The 17,269-nt window shown below is 68.1% G+C and carries 16 protein-coding genes; 14 read left to right on the forward strand and 2 right to left on the reverse strand.

All coding sequences use genetic code 11. The features are described 5' to 3' along the window. Positions 1-254: 254 nt before the first annotated feature. Both EPK82_RS10460 and EPK82_RS10465 read right to left on the reverse strand, forming a co-directional pair. Positions 255-2,492 (reverse strand): xanthine dehydrogenase family protein molybdopterin-binding subunit, encoded by a 2,238-nt coding sequence (locus EPK82_RS10460; protein ID WP_134676526.1) that lies wholly within the window; start codon positions 2,490-2,492, stop codon positions 255-257. Positions 2,493-2,660: 168 nt separating this feature from the next. After that, positions 2,661-3,119: a (2Fe-2S)-binding protein gene (locus tag EPK82_RS10465; protein ID WP_037054519.1), complete on the reverse strand. Its 459-nt coding sequence runs from the start codon at positions 3,117-3,119 to the stop codon at positions 2,661-2,663. A gap of 247 nt (positions 3,120-3,366) precedes the next feature. Here EPK82_RS10465 and EPK82_RS10470 point away from each other — a divergent pair, with 247 nt between their 5' ends. From EPK82_RS10470 to EPK82_RS10535, 14 genes are all read left to right on the forward strand, one after another. Continuing rightward, positions 3,367-4,038 (forward strand): GntR family transcriptional regulator, encoded by a 672-nt coding sequence (locus tag EPK82_RS10470; protein ID WP_037054516.1) that lies wholly within the window; start codon positions 3,367-3,369, stop codon positions 4,036-4,038. Between the two features lie 133 nt (positions 4,039-4,171). Then, on the forward strand, positions 4,172-5,107 hold the full coding sequence (locus tag EPK82_RS10475) for a 4-hydroxyproline epimerase (RefSeq protein WP_134676527.1): 936 nt from the start codon (positions 4,172-4,174) through the stop codon (positions 5,105-5,107). Further along, positions 5,104-6,213 (forward strand): NAD(P)/FAD-dependent oxidoreductase, encoded by a 1,110-nt coding sequence (locus EPK82_RS10480; RefSeq protein ID WP_134676528.1) that lies wholly within the window; start codon positions 5,104-5,106, stop codon positions 6,211-6,213. Before EPK82_RS10475 ends, EPK82_RS10480 begins: the two co-directional genes overlap by 4 nt. Next, a complete protein-coding gene (locus tag EPK82_RS10485; RefSeq protein WP_037054509.1) occupies positions 6,206-6,442 on the forward strand; it encodes a (2Fe-2S)-binding protein in 237 nt (78 codons plus the stop codon). Before EPK82_RS10480 ends, EPK82_RS10485 begins: the two co-directional genes overlap by 8 nt. Continuing rightward, a complete protein-coding gene (locus EPK82_RS10490; RefSeq protein WP_134676529.1) occupies positions 6,439-7,674 on the forward strand; it encodes an NAD(P)/FAD-dependent oxidoreductase in 1,236 nt (411 codons plus the stop codon). Before EPK82_RS10485 ends, EPK82_RS10490 begins: the two co-directional genes overlap by 4 nt. 70 nt (positions 7,675-7,744) lie before the next feature. Next, positions 7,745-8,497: an AraC family transcriptional regulator gene (locus tag EPK82_RS10495; RefSeq protein ID WP_051800625.1), complete on the forward strand. Its 753-nt coding sequence runs from the start codon at positions 7,745-7,747 to the stop codon at positions 8,495-8,497. Between the two features lie 249 nt (positions 8,498-8,746). Then, the gene (locus EPK82_RS10500) at positions 8,747-9,565 is read left to right on the forward strand and encodes an ABC transporter substrate-binding protein (RefSeq protein ID WP_037054498.1); all 819 of its coding nucleotides are present in this window, start codon (positions 8,747-8,749) and stop codon (positions 9,563-9,565) included. Between the two features lie 22 nt (positions 9,566-9,587). Continuing rightward, complete coding sequence (lhpI, locus tag EPK82_RS10505; RefSeq protein WP_394346198.1) at positions 9,588-11,363, forward strand: cis-3-hydroxy-L-proline dehydratase; 1,776 nt, start codon at positions 9,588-9,590, stop codon at positions 11,361-11,363. A gap of 3 nt (positions 11,364-11,366) precedes the next feature. Continuing rightward, positions 11,367-12,032: an amino acid ABC transporter permease gene (locus tag EPK82_RS10510; RefSeq protein WP_037054495.1), complete on the forward strand. Its 666-nt coding sequence runs from the start codon at positions 11,367-11,369 to the stop codon at positions 12,030-12,032. A 13-nt stretch (positions 12,033-12,045) separates the two neighbouring features. Further along, positions 12,046-12,696: an amino acid ABC transporter permease gene (locus EPK82_RS10515; RefSeq protein ID WP_037054493.1), complete on the forward strand. Its 651-nt coding sequence runs from the start codon at positions 12,046-12,048 to the stop codon at positions 12,694-12,696. Beyond that, entirely contained in the window at positions 12,689-13,411 is a 723-nt protein-coding gene (locus tag EPK82_RS10520) for an amino acid ABC transporter ATP-binding protein (protein ID WP_037054492.1), read from the forward strand. Before EPK82_RS10515 ends, EPK82_RS10520 begins: the two co-directional genes overlap by 8 nt. Before the next feature lie 12 nt (positions 13,412-13,423). Continuing rightward, the gene (locus EPK82_RS10525) at positions 13,424-14,461 is read left to right on the forward strand and encodes a trans-3-hydroxy-L-proline dehydratase (protein WP_037054489.1); all 1,038 of its coding nucleotides are present in this window, start codon (positions 13,424-13,426) and stop codon (positions 14,459-14,461) included. 141 nt (positions 14,462-14,602) lie between these two features. Continuing rightward, the gene (locus EPK82_RS10530; protein ID WP_047587070.1) at positions 14,603-15,538 is read left to right on the forward strand and encodes a dihydrodipicolinate synthase family protein; all 936 of its coding nucleotides are present in this window, start codon (positions 14,603-14,605) and stop codon (positions 15,536-15,538) included. A gap of 79 nt (positions 15,539-15,617) precedes the next feature. Continuing rightward, the gene (locus EPK82_RS10535; RefSeq protein WP_134676531.1) at positions 15,618-17,201 is read left to right on the forward strand and encodes an aldehyde dehydrogenase (NADP(+)); all 1,584 of its coding nucleotides are present in this window, start codon (positions 15,618-15,620) and stop codon (positions 17,199-17,201) included. Positions 17,202-17,269 lie beyond the last annotated feature (68 nt).

Here is a 17,269-nt window from a genome sequence, read left to right on the forward strand (position 1 = left end):
CTCGAGCACCCATCACATCCGCCGGCCCCAGCCTTGTGGGAGGGGCTTCAGCCGCGACGCCCCTCGAAAAGTCCAGCACGACCACGCCCCCACGCAGGGCAACCCCTACCCCGGATTGCATCCGGGCTACGCCACGCCCCTGTAAGAACGGCTTCAGCCGCGATCAGCCACTCACGAATCAGCCACGCAAACACCCCACACAAAAACGCCCGGGCAACCTGCCCGGGCGTCTTGTGTCCAGCGCCTGCTCTCGGTCAGGCCTTGATCTGCGTCGGGAACGGCAGCTTGCGCAGGCGTACGCCGGTGGCCGCGAACAGTGCATTGGCCAGCGCCGGCGCCAGGGGCGGCACGCCGGGCTCGCCGACACCGGTCGGGTTCTGCGCAGAGGGCACGATATGCACGTCGACCCTGGGCATCTCGTTCATGCGCAGCACCTGGAAGTCGTGGAAGTTCGATTGCTCGACCCGTCCATCCTTCAAGGTGATCGCACTGTGCCGGGCCGCCGCCAGGGCGAAGCCGATCCCACCCTCCATCTGTGCCTTGATCACGTCCGGGTTGATGGCGATACCGCAGTCCACCGCACACACCACGCGATCCAGGCGATAGCTGCCGTCGGCCTTCACCGTCACCTCGGCGACCTGCGCCACGAACGAGCCGAACGACTCGTGCACGGCGATGCCGCGTCCACGCTTCTCGCCCGCCGCACCGGCGGCCAGCGGCTTGTCCCAGCCCGCCTGCCTGGCCGCCAGCTCCAGCGCGCCACGGTGACGCGGATGGTTTTCCAGCAGCGCATGGCGGAAGGCATAGGGGTCCTGGCCGGCCGCCACCGCGGCTTCGTCGATCATGGTCTCGGCCACATAGCCGGTATGGGTATGCCCGACCGAGCGCCACCACAGCACCGGCACCTTGATGTTGCTCGGCGTACTCAGCTCCACCTTGAGGTTGGGCACCGCATAGGACAGGTTGGAAACACCTTCGACCGAGGTATGGTCGATGCCCTCCTTGACCAGGAACGGCTCCATCGAGGTGCCGGCGATGATCGACTGGCCGACGATGCGGTTGTGCCAGGCCTGCAACTTGCCGGCCTCATCCAGGCCGATGCGCGCACGGTGCAGGTACATCGGGCGGAAAAAGCCGCCACGGGTATCGTCCTCACGCGCCCAGACCATCTTCACCGGTGCGTCCACGCCCTTGTCGCGCGCGGCCTTGGTGATCGCCACGGCCTCCAGCAGGTAATCCGAACGCGAGCTGGCACGGCGCCCGAAACTGCCGCCGGCATACAGCTGGGTCAGCGACACCTGTTCCGGCTTGAAGCCCAGGTAGCCGCTGATGATCGCCTGGTCGACGGTCTGGAACTGCTCGCCGTTCCAGATCTCGCAGCGATCGGCGGAGAGCTTCACCAGGCAGTTCATCGGCTCCATCGCCGCATGCGCCAGGTACGGGAACTCGTAGTCGGCCTCGATGGTTTTCGCCGCCTTGGCCAGCGCCGCATCGGCGTCGCCACGGGCGGCAGCCGGCAGGCCGGGCTTGCCGGCACTCTCGCGGTACTGGGCGAGGATTTCCTCGCTGCCGAGGGTGAACGCCTGGCTCTCGTCCCAGTCGATCACCAGGGCATCACGCCCCTGGCGCGCGGCCCAGGTGTTCTTCGCCAGCACGGCGACGCCGGCACGGCCGTGCGGCAGGTCGCGAAACTCCACCACGTCGACCACGTCGCGCACGGCCTTGGCCTTGCTGCTGTCGACGGAACGCGGCACGCCACCGAAACGCGGCGGATAGGCGACCATCGCCACCAGCATGCCCGGCAGCTTGAAGTCCTGGGTGAACACGGCACTGCCGTCGGTCTTGCCCGGGCTGTCCTTGCGGCGCAGCTCCACCTTGCCGATCAGCTTGAAGTCCTGCGGCTGCTTGAGCTGCACCTGCTCGGGCACCGGCAACGCCGCAGCCGCCTCGACCAGTTCGCCGAAACCGGCACTGCGCCCCGAGCCGGGGTGACTGACCACCCCCTTGCTGACGCTGATTTCACTGGCCGGCACTGCCCAGCGCTGCGCCGCCGCAGCCACCAGCATGGCCTTGGCCGTGGCCCCGGCGTTGCGCATCTGCTCCCAGGAGTTGGCCATGGCGGTACTGCCGCCCGTGCCCTGCATCGGGCCGAAGGCGAGGTTGTTGTAGCGTTTCACATCGGCCGGCGCGCCTTCGACGCGCACCGTTTCCCAATCGGCGTCCAGCTCTTCGGCCAGCAACGTGGCCAGGCCGGTGTAGCTGCCCTGGCCCATCTCCAGGTGTTTGGCCAGCACGGTCACGCTGCCATCCAGGTCGATCCGCACGAAGGCGTTCGGCTCCAGCGGGCCACCTGCGGCCAGTGCATCCATGCCGCGGATCAGCGGCGCGAAGAAGATGCCCAGCGCCAGCCCGCCCGTGCCCTTGAGCAGCGAGCGACGGCTGACGTTGAGGATGCCGCGAGCGGCGCTATCGGGGGTTTCGATCTTGCCCATGATTCAGTTCTCCGAAGAAAACCTGTTCAGGGTCTCGCGAGCCAGAGGCGGGCAAGGCAACAACCGATCGACGACGGACTGGGTTCGCACATGCGTTGATGTGCTGCATGCATTCCGAATCGGTTCTAAGCCCCGCACGCGCGACGCGCAGCAGACCCTGGAGAGGTCTTAGGCCAGTTGCTCGGCGGCTTGATGGATGGCCGCACGAATCCGCACATAGGTGGCGCAACGGCAGATGTTGCCGCTCATGGCCGCGTCGATATCGGCATCGCTCGGCGCCTTGTTGCTGCTGAGCAGTGCCGTGGCCGCCATGATCTGGCCAGACTGGCAGTAGCCGCACTGCACCACGTCGAGCTCACGCCAGGCCTCCTGCACGACCTTGCCGACGCTGTCCTCGGCGACCGCTTCGATGGTGCTGATGCGCTTGCCGACCACGGCCGATACCGGGGTGACGCAGGAGCGGGTCGGCTGTCCCTCGACATTCACCGTGCAGGCACCGCACAGCGCCATGCCGCAGCCATACTTGGTGCCGGTGAGATTGGCGACGTCACGCAGGGCCCAGAGCAGCGGCATGTCGTCGGCCACGTCCAGCTCATGGTCCTTGCCATTGAGATTCAGGGTAATCATGGTCTGCCCACCTTGACTTGATGGTGTCTGAATAGTCTCGCCAGGCTCGCCGGCGTTCACGGTCAGGCCCACAGGGAGCCAGACCATCACTGTAGTGGGCGAACAGCACGGTGTCGTTGCCCGCCAACGAGATCGGCAGAACCGGGCAACAAGTCCGTAGAATCGGGCAAGCTGCGAAATACCCCTACGATCCGCTCGAGAAATTTCGTATAAAATATCCGCGATAGCTGAAGAGAGTACCGCCCCCTTGCCCCTTGCCCGTGTCAACGCCCCCAACCTCGGCCTCACGCCAACGGCATCGGAGGTCATCACCACGCACCTGCGTGACGCCATCGTCGCGGGCGATATCGCCGAAGGCGAGCCGATTCGCCAGGACGACGTGGCGCAGCTGTTCAACGTCAGCAAGATTCCCGTGCGCGAGGCACTCAAGCGCCTGGAGGCCGAGGGCCTGGTCCTGTTCCAGCGCAACAAGGGCGCCGTGGTGACACGGATCTCCGAGCCGGAGCTGGCGCAGATGTTCGAGGTGCGCATCCTCCTCGAGAACAAGGTGCTGCGCCTGGCCATTCCGAACATGACCGAGGAGACCTTCGCCCGCGCCGAGCGCATCTGCGAGGAGTTCGTCGGCGAGGAAAACGTGGGGCGCTGGGCCGAACTCAACTGGAAGCTGCATGCCTGCCTGTACGAGCCGGCGCAGCGGCCTTTCCTGGTCAGCCTGATCCGCTCGATCCACGACAAGCTGGAGCGCTACCTGCGCATGCAGATGAGCCTGTCGGAGGGCAAGGACCGCGCCGACCACGAGCACCGCGCGATCATCGACGCCTGTCGCAGCCGCGACACGGAGCATGCGGTGGCGCTGCTCGAGGAACACATCACCGGTGTCTGCAGCAGCCTCTTCGCGCATTTGCCGGGCCACCGCTGAGGTCCGCCCCCGGCCTATTCAGTCGCCCCGAGGCTGTGCCGATTTCGTCATTCGCCCCAGGCAAATCCCTCAAGCCGGACGCTGCGCCTCGCGTCACCCTGTAGTCACTCAACACGACTGCAGGCATGGCCACATGAAACGTATCGAGGTAATCGACTCCCACACCGGCGGTGAACCGACCCGCCTGATCATCAGCGGTTTTCCTGACCTGGGCAGCGGCAGCATGGCCGAGCGCCGGCAACGCCTGGCCAGCCAGCACGACCAGTGGCGGGCGACCAGCGTGCTGGAGCCACGCGGCAGCGACGTCCTGGTGGGCGCCCTGCTGTGTACCCCGGTCGATCCCCAGGCCTGTGCCGGTGTCATCTTCTTCAACAACACCGGCTACCTCGGCATGTGCGGGCACGGCACCATCGGCCTGGTGGCCTCCCTGGCCCACCTGGGGCGGATCGGGCCCGGCGTGCACAAGATCGAGACGCCTGTCGGCACCGTCGAGGCGACCCTGCATGAGGATCGCTCGGTCAGCGTGCGCAACGTGCCGGCCTACCGCTACCGCAAGGCGGTCACCCTGGGCGTGCCCGGACAGGGTGACGTCACCGGCGACATCGCCTGGGGCGGCAACTGGTTCTTCCTGATCAGCGACCACGGCCTGCGCGTGGCGGGCGACAACCTCGAGGCCCTGACCCGCTACAGCGCGGCCGTGCAGCAGGCGCTGGAAGACCAGGGCATTCGCGGTGAGGACGGCGGCCTGATCGACCACATCGAGCTGTTCGCCGATGACGCCGAAGCCGACAGCCGCAACTTCGTGCTCTGCCCCGGCAAAGCCTACGACCGTTCGCCCTGCGGCACCGGCACCAGCGCCAAGCTGGCCTGCCTCGCCGCCGACGGCAAGCTGCAACCCGGCACGACCTGGCGCCAGGCCAGCGTGATCGGCAGCCAGTTCGAAGGCCGCTACGAGACCGCCGAAGGTGGCCGCATCATCCCGACCATTCGCGGCCGGGCCAACGTCAGTGCCGAGGCTACCCTGCTGATCGAGGACGACGACCCCTTCGCCTGGGGCATCGTGCTGTGAGCGACGGCGCCGACTTCATCGTCATCGGCGCCGGCATCGTCGGCGCCACCTGCGCCCACGAACTGGCCCGGCGCGGGCACCGCGTGCTGGTGCTGGATGCCGGCCTGCGCGCCGCCACCGCTGCCGGCATGGGCCACCTGATCGTGCTCGACGACAACCCGGCCGAGCTGGCCCTCAGCCAATACTCGGTGCAACGCTGGCGCGACTGGTCGCGGGACATGCCGGAGGACTGCGCCTACCGGCAGAACGGCACCCTGTGGCTGGCCGCCAATGCCGAGGAAATGGCCGTGGCCGAGGCCAAGTATCAGGTGCTGCGTGATCACGGGCTGGACTGCGAGCTGTTCGGCGCCACGGCCCTGCAACGGGCCGAACCTGAGCTGCGCGACGGCCTGCACGGCGGTCTGCGCGTGATCGGTGACGGCATCCTCTATGCGCCCAACGTCGCGCGCTGGCTGCTCGACCACCCGCTGATCGAACAACGCCAGGCGCACGTCGTCGAGGTGGACGGCCAGCGCGTGCGCCTGGAGGACGGCAGCTGGCTCAGCGCCCAGGCGCTGATTCTCGCCGGCGGCACCCACGCCAGCACCCTCTGCCCGGAGCTGCCGATCGAACCGAAGAAGGGCCACCTGCTGATCACCGACCGCTACCCCGGACGCATCAGCCACACCCTGGTGGAGCTGGGCTACGTCACCAGCGCGCACAACGCCAGCGGCCCTTCGACCGCCGCCAATGTCCAGCCGCGCCCGACCGGACAGCTGTTCATCGGCGCATCGCGGCAGTTCAACACCAGCGACCCCACCGTCGAGCCATGGATGCTGGCGAAGATGCTGCAGCGCGCCGTCGATTACGTGCCGGGGCTGGCCCGGCTCAACGCCATCCGCGCCTGGACCGGCTTTCGCGCCGCCAGCCCGGACGGCCTGCCGCTGCTCGGCGCGCACCCGCAACGCCAGGGCCTGTGGCTGGCCGTCGGCCATGAAGGGCTGGGCGTGACCACTGCACCGGGCAGCGCCGATCTGCTGATCGCCCAGTTGCTCGGCGAACCCGCCCCCTTGCAGGTGGATGCCTACCTGCCACAACGCTTCCCAGGAGTACGCGCGCATGCCTGAACTGACTCTCGACGGCAGCCCATTGCGGGTGGCCCCCGGCACCACGGTCGCCGCCGCGCTCGCGCTCGGTGGCGACGGCAGCAGCCGCACCTCGGTCAGTGGCGAGCGCCGCGCCCCGCTGTGCGGCATGGGCATCTGCCAGGAGTGTCGCGTGAACATCGATGGCCAGCGGCGCCTGGCCTGCCAGACCCTGTGCCAGGACGGCATGCACGTGGAGACCCGAGCATGAAGGTGGACCTGCTCATCGTCGGCGCCGGCCCCGCCGGCATGGCGGCAGCTCTGGCCGCGGCCCCCAGCGGCGCGCGCATCGCCATAGTCGACGACAATCCCGCCGCGGGCGGACAGATCTGGCGCGACGGCCCGCAGGCGCACCTGCCGGCGCAGGCGCGCGCCTACCGGCAACAGCTGGAGGCGCTGGCGAATGTCGAGTGGCTGCCGTGCACCCGCGTGGTCGCCCTGGCCGGCCCCAAGGCGCTGTTGCTGGAGGACCCCACGCGCGGATGGATCATCCACTACGACAAGCTGATTCTCTGCACCGGCGCGCGGGAGCTGCTGCTGCCGTTTCCCGGCTGGACGTTGCCCGGGGTCACCGGCGCGGGTGGCCTGCAGGCACTGATCAAGGGCGGCCTGCCGGTCGCCGGCGAGCGCATCGTCGTCGCCGGCAGCGGCCCGCTGCTGCTCGCCAGCGCCGCCACGGCGCAGGACAACGGCGCGCAGGTGCTGAACATCACCGAGCAGGCACACTGGTCAGCCGTCGCCGGTTTCGCCGCGCAACTGCCGCGCTGGCCAGGCAAGCTGCTGCAGGCCTGCACGCTGTTCCATCCGGGCTACAGGGCGAACAGCCATGTCGTCGAAGCACTCGGTGACGGGCGCCTGCAAGCCGTGCGCCTGAGCATCGGCGGGCGCATCCGCGAAGTCGCCTGTGACCGCCTGGCATGTGGCTTCGGCCTGATAGCCAACCTGCAACTTGGCCAGGCCCTGGGCTGCCGCATCGAACTCAATGCACTGGCCGTGGATGACTGGCAGGCCACCAGCCTCGCCGACCACTACGCCGCCGGCGAAAGCACCGGCTTCGGCGGCAGCGAGAAAGCCCTGGTGGAAGGCGCCATCGCCGGCCATGCGGCAGTCGGCGAGCACGACGCAGCGCGGCGCCTGTGGCCACGACGGCACCACTGGCAGGGGTTCGCCAAGGCGTTGAACGCAGCGTTCGCCTTGCGTGACGAGGTCAAGCACCTCGCCAGGCCCGAGACCCTGCTCTGCCGCTGCGAAGACGTGCCGCTGGCGGCCGTCCGCGACCAGGCTGGCTGGAGCCAGGCCAAGATGGCCAGCCGCTGCGGCATGGGCGCCTGCCAGGGACGCGTCTGCGCAGCCGCCGCGCAGGTGCTGTTCGACTGGCCACAGCCGGCGCCCCGCTCGCCGCTCAGCCCGGCGCGCATCGACACCCTGCTGCACCTGCAATAGCGCCGTTCGAGCACTACCCAGGCGGCCCCGCGAGCCGTATGCTCAGGGGCCGCCACCTGTCAGTCGCACGATGTTAGACCTGCTGCCACGTTCCACGCTCACCGACCTGCCCGCGCTGCTCGACAGCCTTGCGGCGGTCGCGCCGTTGCTGGACGCAATGCCCGGCGTGGTGTTCTTCATCAAGGACCCGCAGGCGCGCTACATGATGGTCAACCAGACGCTGGTCCGGCGCTGCGGCTGCAAGGACAAGCAGGCGCTGCTCGGCCGCACCGCCGAGGCGGTCTTCCCGTCGCACCTGGGCCCGCAGTACACCGCCCAGGACCTGCAGGTCCTGCAGGCTGGGGCGCGGCTGGAGGATCAGCTCGAACTGCACCTGTACCCCGGACACCTCACCGGCTGGTGCCTGACCCACAAGCTGGCGCTGCACGATGTCGCCGGCAACGTGATCGGCATGGCTGGCGTGTCGTGTGACCTGCAGGCCGCGCAGGACACCCACCCGGCCTACCAGAAGCTGGCTGCGGTGGACGACTACATTCGCCAGCACCACGCGCGCCCGATCAGCCTGGCCGAGCTGACCGAACTGGCCGGGCTCTCGGTGGCGCAGCTGGAGCGCCTGTGCAAGCGCATCTTCCAGCTCACGCCACGGCAGATGATCCACAAGGCGCGGCTCGGCTCGGCCAGCCAGCTGCTGCAGGGCGAACTGCCGATCACCGAGGTCGCCCTGCGCTGCGGCTACACCGATCACAGCGCCTTCAGCCGCCAGTTCAAGGCCCTGACCGGCCTCTCTCCCAGCCAGTATCGCGACGCCCGGCGCCAGCTCTGAGCAAGCGTGTTCCGCTTCGGGGCAAACGTGCGCCGTCATGCTTCGTTATGTAACACGGTGACAGTTCGCCAGCGCCGCGCGCTGCGTCACCTTGCTCGCCTTCCCCTCTGCAGCCCTTGCCAGACAATGGCTGGCACCTCGCAGCAGGCTGTCGGTGAAAATCGGCACAGGCCTTGCTAATCAAATATCGTATACGAAATCCTTGATACTCGATTCATCTGCCAACCATCACCCATCATGAGGCTGCACATGAACAGAAAGACCCTCACCCTCGCCCTCGGCGCCGCATTGAGCGCTTCGCTGATCGGCAACGCCCAGGCCGACAAGCTCGACGACATCATCGAATCCGGCAAACTGCGTTGCGCCGTGACCCTGGACTTCCCGCCCATGGGCTTCCGCGATGAGCAGAACAAGCCGGCCGGTTTCGACGTCGACTACTGCAGCGATCTGGCGAAGATCCTCGGCGTCGAGGCCGAAGTGGTCGAGACCCCCTTCCCGGATCGCATTCCCGCGCTGGTTTCCGGCCGGGCCGACGTCATCGTCGCCTCCACCTCCGACACCCTCGAGCGCGCCAAGACGGTTGGCATGACCGTGCCCTACTTCGCCTTCCAGATGGTCGTGCTGACCCGCGAAGACACCGGCGTGAACGGCTACGCCGACCTGAAAGGCAAGAAGCTCGGCAACACCAGCGGCACCTACGAGGCCATCGCCCTGGAGAAGGATCAGAAGGCCTGGGGTGAAGGCAGCTTCCGCGCCTACCAGTCGCAGAACGACACCATCCTCGCCCTGAGCCAGGGCCATATCGACGCCACCGTGGTGACCAATACCGTGGCCGCCGCCACCCTCAAGTCCGGCAAGTACAAGGGCCTGAAGGTCGCGGGCGACGCCCCCTACGTCGTCGACTACGTGTCCCTGGCCGCCAAGCGCAGCGAGTACGGCCTGCTCAACTACCTCAACCTGTTCGTCAACCAGCAGGTGCGCAACGGCCGCTACGACGAGCTGTGGAAAAAGTGGGTGGGCGAGGAGATCAAGCCGGCCAACCTGACCGTTCCCGCCGTGTACTACTGATCGGCCGCGCCTGGTGGGGATGATGACGATGCCTGCAACTACTATCGACGGTCGCTGCCTGGTCGCCGGCCGAGGCCAGGGGCCACTGCTGCACGCCACGCTCGGCCTGAGCTTCTGGGGCGGCGTCGACCCGAGCAACGGCGAGGTGATCGACCGCCATCACCCGCTGAGCGGGCAATCCCTGGCCGGGCGCGTACTGGCCATTCCCAGTGGACGCGGCTCCTGCACCGGCAGCAGCGTCCTGCTGGAGCTGATCCTGTCAGGCCCGGCGCCAGCGGCGCTGGTGCTGGCCGAACCCGACGAAATTCTCAGCCTCGGCGCCCTGGTCGCCGAACACATCTTCGGCATCCAGCTACCCGTGCTGTGCATCGGTCATGCGGCGTTCGCCCAGCTGGCCGCGCACCACGGCAGCTTCGCTCGCGTCGACGGGGCGAACCTGCAGCTGTTTGCCCACGCACCCGACGATGGCTGGCAAGCCAGCCCGCTCGAGCCGGTCGAAACCCAGGCGAGCACGCTCGAACTCAACGCCGGCGACCGCGCCCTGCTCGCCGGTGAACAGGGCCGCGCCGCCCAGGTCGCCATGCAATTGCTGGTGCGCATGGCCGAACTGCAGGGCGCCAGCGCACTGCTCGACATCAGCCAGGCGCATATCGATGGCTGCATCTACACCGGCTCGGCCAGCCTGCGCTTCGCCCAGCAGTTGCTGGACTGGGGCGCCAGGGTGCGCGTGCCGACCACCCTCAACGCCATCTCGGTGGACCAGCGCCAGTGGCGCGCCCTGGGCGTCGATCCGACGTTCGGCGAACCGGCCAGCCGCCTGGGCGACGTGTACATGGCGATGGGCGCGCAGCTCAGCTTCACCTGCGCGCCCTACCTGCTCGACAGCGCACCGACGTTCGGCGAGCAGATCGTCTGGGCCGAATCCAACGCAGTGGCCTATGCCAACAGCGTGATCGGCGCGCGCACGCTAAAGTACCCGGACTTCCTCGACATCTGCATCGCCCTCACCGGCCGCGCGCCGCGCACCGGCAGCCATCTCGACGCGGGCCGCCAGGCGCGCCTGTTGCTCGAGGTCGAGGCGCCCGCGCAGGCCGACGACAGCTTCTGGCCGCTGCTGGGCTACCACGTCGGGCTGCTCGCCACCGTCGACATCCCGGTACTCGCCGGCCTCGAGCACAGCCAGCCGAGCCGCGATGACCTCAAGGCCTTCAGCGCGGCCTTCGCCACCACCTCGGCAGCGCCGATGTTCCATATCGCCGGCATCACCCCGGAGGCGCCGGACGTGACCCGCGCCCTCGCCGGCCAGGCACCACGGCGCACCCTGCAGGTGACGCTGGCGGACCTGCGCAGCAGCTGGGCCGAGCTCAACAGCGCCGACTCGAGCGAGGTCAGCCTGGTCGCCCTCGGCAACCCGCACGCCTCGGCCAGCGAGCTGGCCAGGCTGGCCGAACTCTGCGCCGGGCGCACGCGCCATCCGCATACCGCCGTGGTGGTGACCTGCGGGCGTGCCGTGCACGACCAGGCCAGCGCCAGCGGCCATGTCGCCACCCTGCAGGCCTTCGGCGTGCGCCTGCTGACGGACACCTGCTGGTGCATGCTCGGTGAGCCGGTGGTGCCGCCGGACAGCCGCAACCTGATGACCAATTCGGGCAAGTACGCCCACTACGCCCCCGGGCTGGCCGGACGCCAGGTGCATTTCGGCAGTCTTGCCGCGTGTGTCGACGCGGCCTGCAGCGGGCAGAACCAGGGACAACTCCCGGCCTGGCTGGGACAACCTCAACCGCAAGGAACCCATTGATCGATGTTCGATTATTCCTTCCACTGGCGCTCAGCGTTCAAGGCCCTGCCGGACATGCTGGCCGGCGCCTGGGTCACGCTGGAGACCGCCGCGCTGTCGATGCTTCTCGGCACGCTCATCGCCCTGTTGCTGACCGTGATGCGGCAGATGAAGAACCCGGCGTTGCGGCATTTCGCCAATACCTGGGTGTCCATCGCCCGCAACACGCCGTCGCTGTTCCAGATCTACATCCTCTACTTCGGGCTGGGCAGTTTCGGGCTGCACGTCAGCTCCTGGGTTGCCCTGCTCGCCGGCATCACCTTCAACAACGCCGGCTACCTGGCGGAGAACTTCCGTGGCGGCCTCAAGGCCGTGCCGGAAACCCAGATGAAGGCCGCCCGCTCGCTGGGCATGAACGCCTTCCAGGCGTACCGCATGATCATCGTGCCGCAGCTGCTGCGCATCGTCTTCCACCCGCTGTCCAACCAGATGGTCTGGGCCGTGCTGATGACCTCGCTGGGCGTGGTCGTGGGCCTGAACAACGACCTCACCGGCGTGACCCAGGACTACAACGTGAAGACCTTCCGCACCTTCGAGTACTTCGCCCTCGCGGCGCTGCTCTATTACCTGATCGCCAAGACCATCGTGCTCGTCGCACGGCTGATGGCCTGGCGTCTGTTCCGCTACTGAGGGAGGACTGCACATGTTCGAAACCAGCCTGACCTCCACCGACCTGATGTTCATGCTCGACGGCGCCTGGGTGACCCTGCAGCTGACCGTCGGCGCCATGCTCATCGGCACCCTCTCCGGCGTCGTCTTCGGCCTGCTGCGCGCCACCCTGCCACGCGCCAGCCTGCCGCTGGCCTGGGTGCTGGACGTGTTCCGCAGCGTCCCGTTGCTGATCCAGTTCGTGCTGTTCAATGCCATGAAGAGCATCGCCGGGCTGAACATCAGCGCCTTCGCCGTCGGCTGCATCGTGCTCGGTGTCTACGCCGCGGCCTTCTGCACCGAGATCGTCCGCAGTGGCGTCCTCGCGGTGCCGCCGAACCTGCGTCGCGCCTCGCGCTCGCTGGGCATGAGCTACCTGCAGGACCTGCGCTACATCGTGCTGCCGATCGCCACCCGCGTGGCCTTCCCCGGCTGGCTCAACCTGGTGCTGAGCGTGATGAAGGACAGCGCCCTGGTCATGTGGATCGGCATCGTCGAGCTGCTGCGAGCCTCGCAGACCATCGTCACGCGCATTCAGGAGCCGCTGCTGGTGCTGTGCATCGCCGGCATCATCTATTACGTCATGAGCCTGGTCGTCGCCCAACTCGGCGCCCGGCTGGAAAAAAGGTGGCAGGAAAATGATTGAGATCGACAACGTCCACAAATCCTTCGGCGACCTCGAGGTCATCAAGGGCGTCAGCCTGACGGTGAACAAGGGCGAGGTTGTGTCGATCATCGGCGGCTCCGGCTCCGGCAAGTCGACCCTGCTGATGTGCATCAACGGCCTGGAGCCGATCCAGCAGGGCAGCATCCGCGTCGATGGCACCGAGGTGCATGCCGCCGGCACCGACCTGAACAGGCTGCGGCAGAAGATCGGCATCGTCTTCCAGCAGTGGAACGCCTTCCCGCACCTGACGGTGCTGGAGAACGTCATGCTGGCGCCGCGCAAGGTGCTCGGCCTGAGCAAGGAGGAAGCCGAGGCGATGGCGGTCAGGCAGCTGACTCACGTCGGCCTGGCGGAGAAGCTCAAGGTGTTTCCCAGCAAGCTCTCCGGCGGCCAGCAACAGCGCATGGCGATTGCCCGCGCACTGGCCATGAGCCCCGACTACATGCTGTTCGACGAAGCCACCAGCGCCCTCGACCCGCAGTTGGTCGGCGAGGTGCTGGACACCATGCGCATGCTCGCCGAAGACGGCATGACCATGGTCCTGGTGACGCACGAGATCCGCTTCGCCCGGGACGTCTCCGACCGCGTGGCGTTCTTCCGCAACGGCCTGGTGCACGAGATCGGCACGCCCGACCAGGTGATCGGCAATCCGCAGCGCCCGGAAACCGCCGACTTCCTCAAGTCGGTCAACTAGGAGAGCCGCAGCATGCGCAGCAGCAAACTCATCCATGTCGTCAGTTGCCACGCCGAAGGCGAGGTCGGTGACGTCATCGTCGGCGGCGTCACCCCGCCTCCCGGCGAGACCCTCTGGCAGCAGTCGCGCTGGGTCGCGCAGGACGACTTCCTGCGCAACTTCGTGCTCAACGAGCCGCGCGGTGGCGTGTTCCGCCACGTCAACCTGCTGGTGCCGGCGAAGAACCCCGCCGCGCAGATGGGCTGGATCATCATGGAGCCGGCCGACGTGCCGCCGATGTCCGGTTCCAACTCGCTGTGCGTGGCCACCGTGCTGCTCGACAGCGGCATCCTGCCGATGAGCGAACCGCAGACCCGGCTGACCCTGGAAGCCCCCGGCGGCCTGGTGGAAGTGCTCGCCGACTGCAAGAACGGCAAGGCCGAGCGCGTCGAAGTGAAGAACGTGCCGTCCTTCGCCGACCGGCTCGACGCCTGGATCGAGGTCGAGGGCATCGGGTCGCTGCAGGTGGACACCGCCTACGGTGGCGACAGTTTCGTCATCGCCGACGCGCACAGGCTGGGCTTCGCCATCACCCCGGACGAAGCCGCGGACCTGGTCGCCATCGGCCTGAAGATCACCCAGGCGGCCAACCAGCAGCTCGGCTTCAGCCACCCGCTGAATCCGGACTGGAACCACCTCTCCTTCTGCCAGATCGCCGCGCCGGTGGTGCACGAGAACGCCGTGGCCACTGGCGCCAACGCGGTGGTCATCCGCCCCGGCAAGATCGACCGCTCCCCCTGCGGCACCGGCTGCTCGGCGCGCATGGCCGTGCTGCATGCCAAGGGCCAGCTGGCGGTGGGCGAGCGCTTCATCGGCCGCTCGATCATCGGCTCGGCGTTCCACTGCCGCATCGACTCGCTGACCGAGGTCGCCGGGCGCACGGCCATCTACCCCTGCCTGTCCGGGCGCGCCTGGATCACCGGCACCCACCAGCACATGCTCGACCCGGACGACCCCTGGCCAACCGGCTATCGTCTGTCGGACACCTGGCCGGTGGACGTGCAGCTGTAACGCGGCGTTCAGCAGATTGACAAGCGCCGGCTCGCCGACGCAGTGAACCGGGCTACGGCCCAGACCCTGGAAATGAATGGTGCGCTTCGCACGCTTATTTTCGTATACGAAATACCCTGCATCTATCCAAGAGGCTACAGCATGAGCAACATCTTCATCGGCACCATCCCCGCCCTGATGACCCCCTGCACCGCCGAGCGCAAGCCGGACTTCGACGCCCTGGTGCGCAAGGGCAAGGAACTGATCGAAATCGGCATGAGCGCGGTGGTCTACTGCGGCTCCATGGGCGACTGGCCGCTGCTCACCGAGGCCGAGCGCCAGGAAGGCGTGGCACGCCTGGTCGCAGCCGGCGTGCCGACCATCGTCGGCACCGGCGCCGTGAACAGCCGTGAGGCCGTGGCGCACGCCGCGCACGCCGCCAAGGTCGGCGCTCACGGCCTGATGGTCATTCCCCGCGTGCTGTCCCGTGGCGCCTCGCCGGCCGCCCAGGAGGCGCACTTCTCCGCCATTCTCGCCGCCGCGCCGAACCTGCCTGCGGTGATCTACAACAGCCCCTACTACGGCTTCGCCACCCGCGCCGAGCTGTTCTTCAAGCTGCGCCGCCAGTACCCCAACCTGGTCGGCTTCAAGGAATTCGGTGGCGCCGCCGACATGCGCTACGCCGCCGAACACATCACCTCGCAGGACGACAGCGTGATCCTCATGGCTGGCGTGGATACCCAGGTGGTGCACGGCTTCGTCAACTGCGGCGCCACCGGCGCCATCACCGGCATCGGCAATGCCCTGCCACGCGAAGTGCTGCAACTGGTCGAGCTGAGCAGGCAGGCCGCCAAGGGCGATGCCGTTGCGCGCCGCCGGGCCTGGGAGCTTTCCGAAGCGCTGAACGTGCTGTCGTCCTTCGACGAAGGCACCGACCTGGTGCTCTATTACAAGCACCTGATGGTGCTCAACGGCGACCAGGAATACCGCCTGCACTTCAACGAGAGCGACGCGCTCAGCGACGCCCAGCGCCGCTACGCCGAGACCCAGTACCAGCTGTTCCGCCAGTGGTACGCCAACTGGTCGGCCGCCGCCTGACCGCTGCACCTCGCTCGGCTGCCGCCTGCGCAGCCGAGCGCAGGGCCTTCCCGAACCGCTGCAAACACAGGAGCCCGCAATGCCCTCCACCATCGGCCACAACATCATCGGCGGCGTATTCAGCGCCGCCGGCAGCGTGGTTCACAGCAGTCATGACGCCACCACGGGCGAACCCCTGCCCTACGCCTTCATCCAGGCCAGCGCCGAAGAAGTCGACGCCGCCGCCAAGGCCGCTGCCGAAGCCTACCCGGCCTACCGCAGCCTGCCAGCCACGCAGCGCGCCACCTTCCTCGACGCCATCGCCGACGAGATCGACGCACTGGGTGACGACTTCGTCGCCATCGTCTGCCGCGAAACCGCCTTGCCGGCGGCGCGCATCCAGGGCGAGCGCAGCCGCACCAGCGGCCAGATGCGCCTGTTCGCCCGCGTCCTGCGCCGGGGCGACTTCTACGCGGCGCGCATCGACCGTGCCCAGCCGGAGCGGCAGCCGCTGCCACGGGCAGACCTGCGCCAGTACCGCATCGGCGTCGGGCCGGTTGCCGTGTTCGGCGCCAGCAACTTCCCCCTGGCCTTCTCCACCGCCGGTGGCGATACCGCGTCCGCCCTGGCTGCCGGCTGCCCGGTGGTGTTCAAGGCGCACAGCGGCCACATGGCCACCGCCGCCTTCGTCGCCGAGGCGATCCTGCGTGCCGCCCGCGCGACCGGCATGCCCGCCGGCGTGTTCAGCTTGATCTACGGCAGCGGCGTCGGCGAGGTGCTGGTCAAGCACCCGGCGATCCAGGCCGTCGGCTTCACCGGATCGCTCAAGGGCGGCCGTGCCCTGTGCGACATGGCCGCGGCCCGCCCGCAGCCGATTCCGGTGTTCGCCGAGATGAGCTCGATCAACCCGGTGCTGGTGCTGCCCGGCGCCCTGGCCAGCCGTGGCGAGCGGATCGCCCGCGAACTGGCCGATTCGGTGGTGCTCGGTTGCGGCCAGTTCTGCACCAACCCCGGCCTGGTGATCGGCATCGCCTCGCCGGAGTTCAGCCTGTTCACCGCCAACCTGATCGCCGAGATCGGCCAGCGTCCGGCGCAGACCATGCTCAATGACGGCACGCTGCGCAGCTACGAGAAGGGCCTGGCAGCGCTGCACGCGCACCCGCGCATTCGTCACCTGGCCGGCCAGCCGCAGGAGGGCCGGCAGGCGCGTCCACAGCTGTTCCAGGCCGATGCCGGCCTGCTGATCGACGGTGACGCGTTGCTCCAAGAGGAGGTCTTCGGCCCGGCGACGGTGATCGTCGAGGTGGCCGACAAGGCCGAGCTGCTGGGGGCCCTGCACGGCCTGCGCGGCCAGCTGACCGCCACGCTGACGGCCGAGGCGGATGACCTGCAGGCCCATGGCGATCTGCTGGCGGTGCTGGAACAGAAGGTCGGCCGAGTGCTGTTCAATGGCTACCCGACCGGGGTCGAGGTGGGCGATGCCATGGTGCATGGCGGCCCTTACCCGGCCACCTCGGACGCGCGCGGCACCTCGGTCGGCAGCCTCGCCATCGAGCGTTTCCTGCGCCCAGTGTGCTACCAGAACTGCCCGGACGCCCTGCTGCCAGAAGCCTTGCAGAATGCCAACCCGCTCGGCCTGGCGCGGCTGGTCGACGGCGTCACCACGCGGGATGCGCTGGACTGAAATCCGTGTCGGCGCGGTAACCGGCGCATCCCACCCTCAGCCCCGGCTTGCCGGGGCTTTTTTTGCGT

It is taken from the genome of Ectopseudomonas khazarica, assembly GCF_004521985.1.
GTDB classification, from domain to species: domain Bacteria; phylum Pseudomonadota; class Gammaproteobacteria; order Pseudomonadales; family Pseudomonadaceae; genus Aquipseudomonas; species Aquipseudomonas khazarica.

Excerpts from the sequence above, each read along its gene's own strand:
- EPK82_RS10460 (WP_134676526.1), bottom strand. The coding sequence starts at position 2,492 with ATGGGCAAGATCGAAACCCCCGATAGCGCCGCTCGCGGCATCCTCAAC.
- EPK82_RS10465 (WP_037054519.1), bottom strand. The coding sequence starts at position 3,119 with ATGATTACCCTGAATCTCAATGGCAAGGACCATGAGCTGGACGTGGCC.
- EPK82_RS10475 (WP_134676527.1), top strand. The coding sequence starts at position 4,172 with ATGAAACGTATCGAGGTAATCGACTCCCACACCGGCGGTGAACCGACC.
- EPK82_RS10485 (WP_037054509.1), top strand. The coding sequence starts at position 6,206 with ATGCCTGAACTGACTCTCGACGGCAGCCCATTGCGGGTGGCCCCCGGC.
- EPK82_RS10490 (WP_134676529.1), top strand. The coding sequence starts at position 6,439 with ATGAAGGTGGACCTGCTCATCGTCGGCGCCGGCCCCGCCGGCATGGCG.
- EPK82_RS10495 (WP_051800625.1), top strand. The coding sequence starts at position 7,745 with ATGTTAGACCTGCTGCCACGTTCCACGCTCACCGACCTGCCCGCGCTG.
- EPK82_RS10500 (WP_037054498.1), top strand. The coding sequence starts at position 8,747 with ATGAACAGAAAGACCCTCACCCTCGCCCTCGGCGCCGCATTGAGCGCT.
- lhpI (WP_394346198.1), top strand. The coding sequence starts at position 9,588 with ATGACGATGCCTGCAACTACTATCGACGGTCGCTGCCTGGTCGCCGGC.
- EPK82_RS10510 (WP_037054495.1), top strand. The coding sequence starts at position 11,367 with ATGTTCGATTATTCCTTCCACTGGCGCTCAGCGTTCAAGGCCCTGCCG.
- EPK82_RS10515 (WP_037054493.1), top strand. The coding sequence starts at position 12,046 with ATGTTCGAAACCAGCCTGACCTCCACCGACCTGATGTTCATGCTCGAC.
- EPK82_RS10520 (WP_037054492.1), top strand. The coding sequence starts at position 12,689 with ATGATTGAGATCGACAACGTCCACAAATCCTTCGGCGACCTCGAGGTC.
- EPK82_RS10525 (WP_037054489.1), top strand. The coding sequence starts at position 13,424 with ATGCGCAGCAGCAAACTCATCCATGTCGTCAGTTGCCACGCCGAAGGC.
- EPK82_RS10530 (WP_047587070.1), top strand. The coding sequence starts at position 14,603 with ATGAGCAACATCTTCATCGGCACCATCCCCGCCCTGATGACCCCCTGC.
- EPK82_RS10535 (WP_134676531.1), top strand. The coding sequence starts at position 15,618 with ATGCCCTCCACCATCGGCCACAACATCATCGGCGGCGTATTCAGCGCC.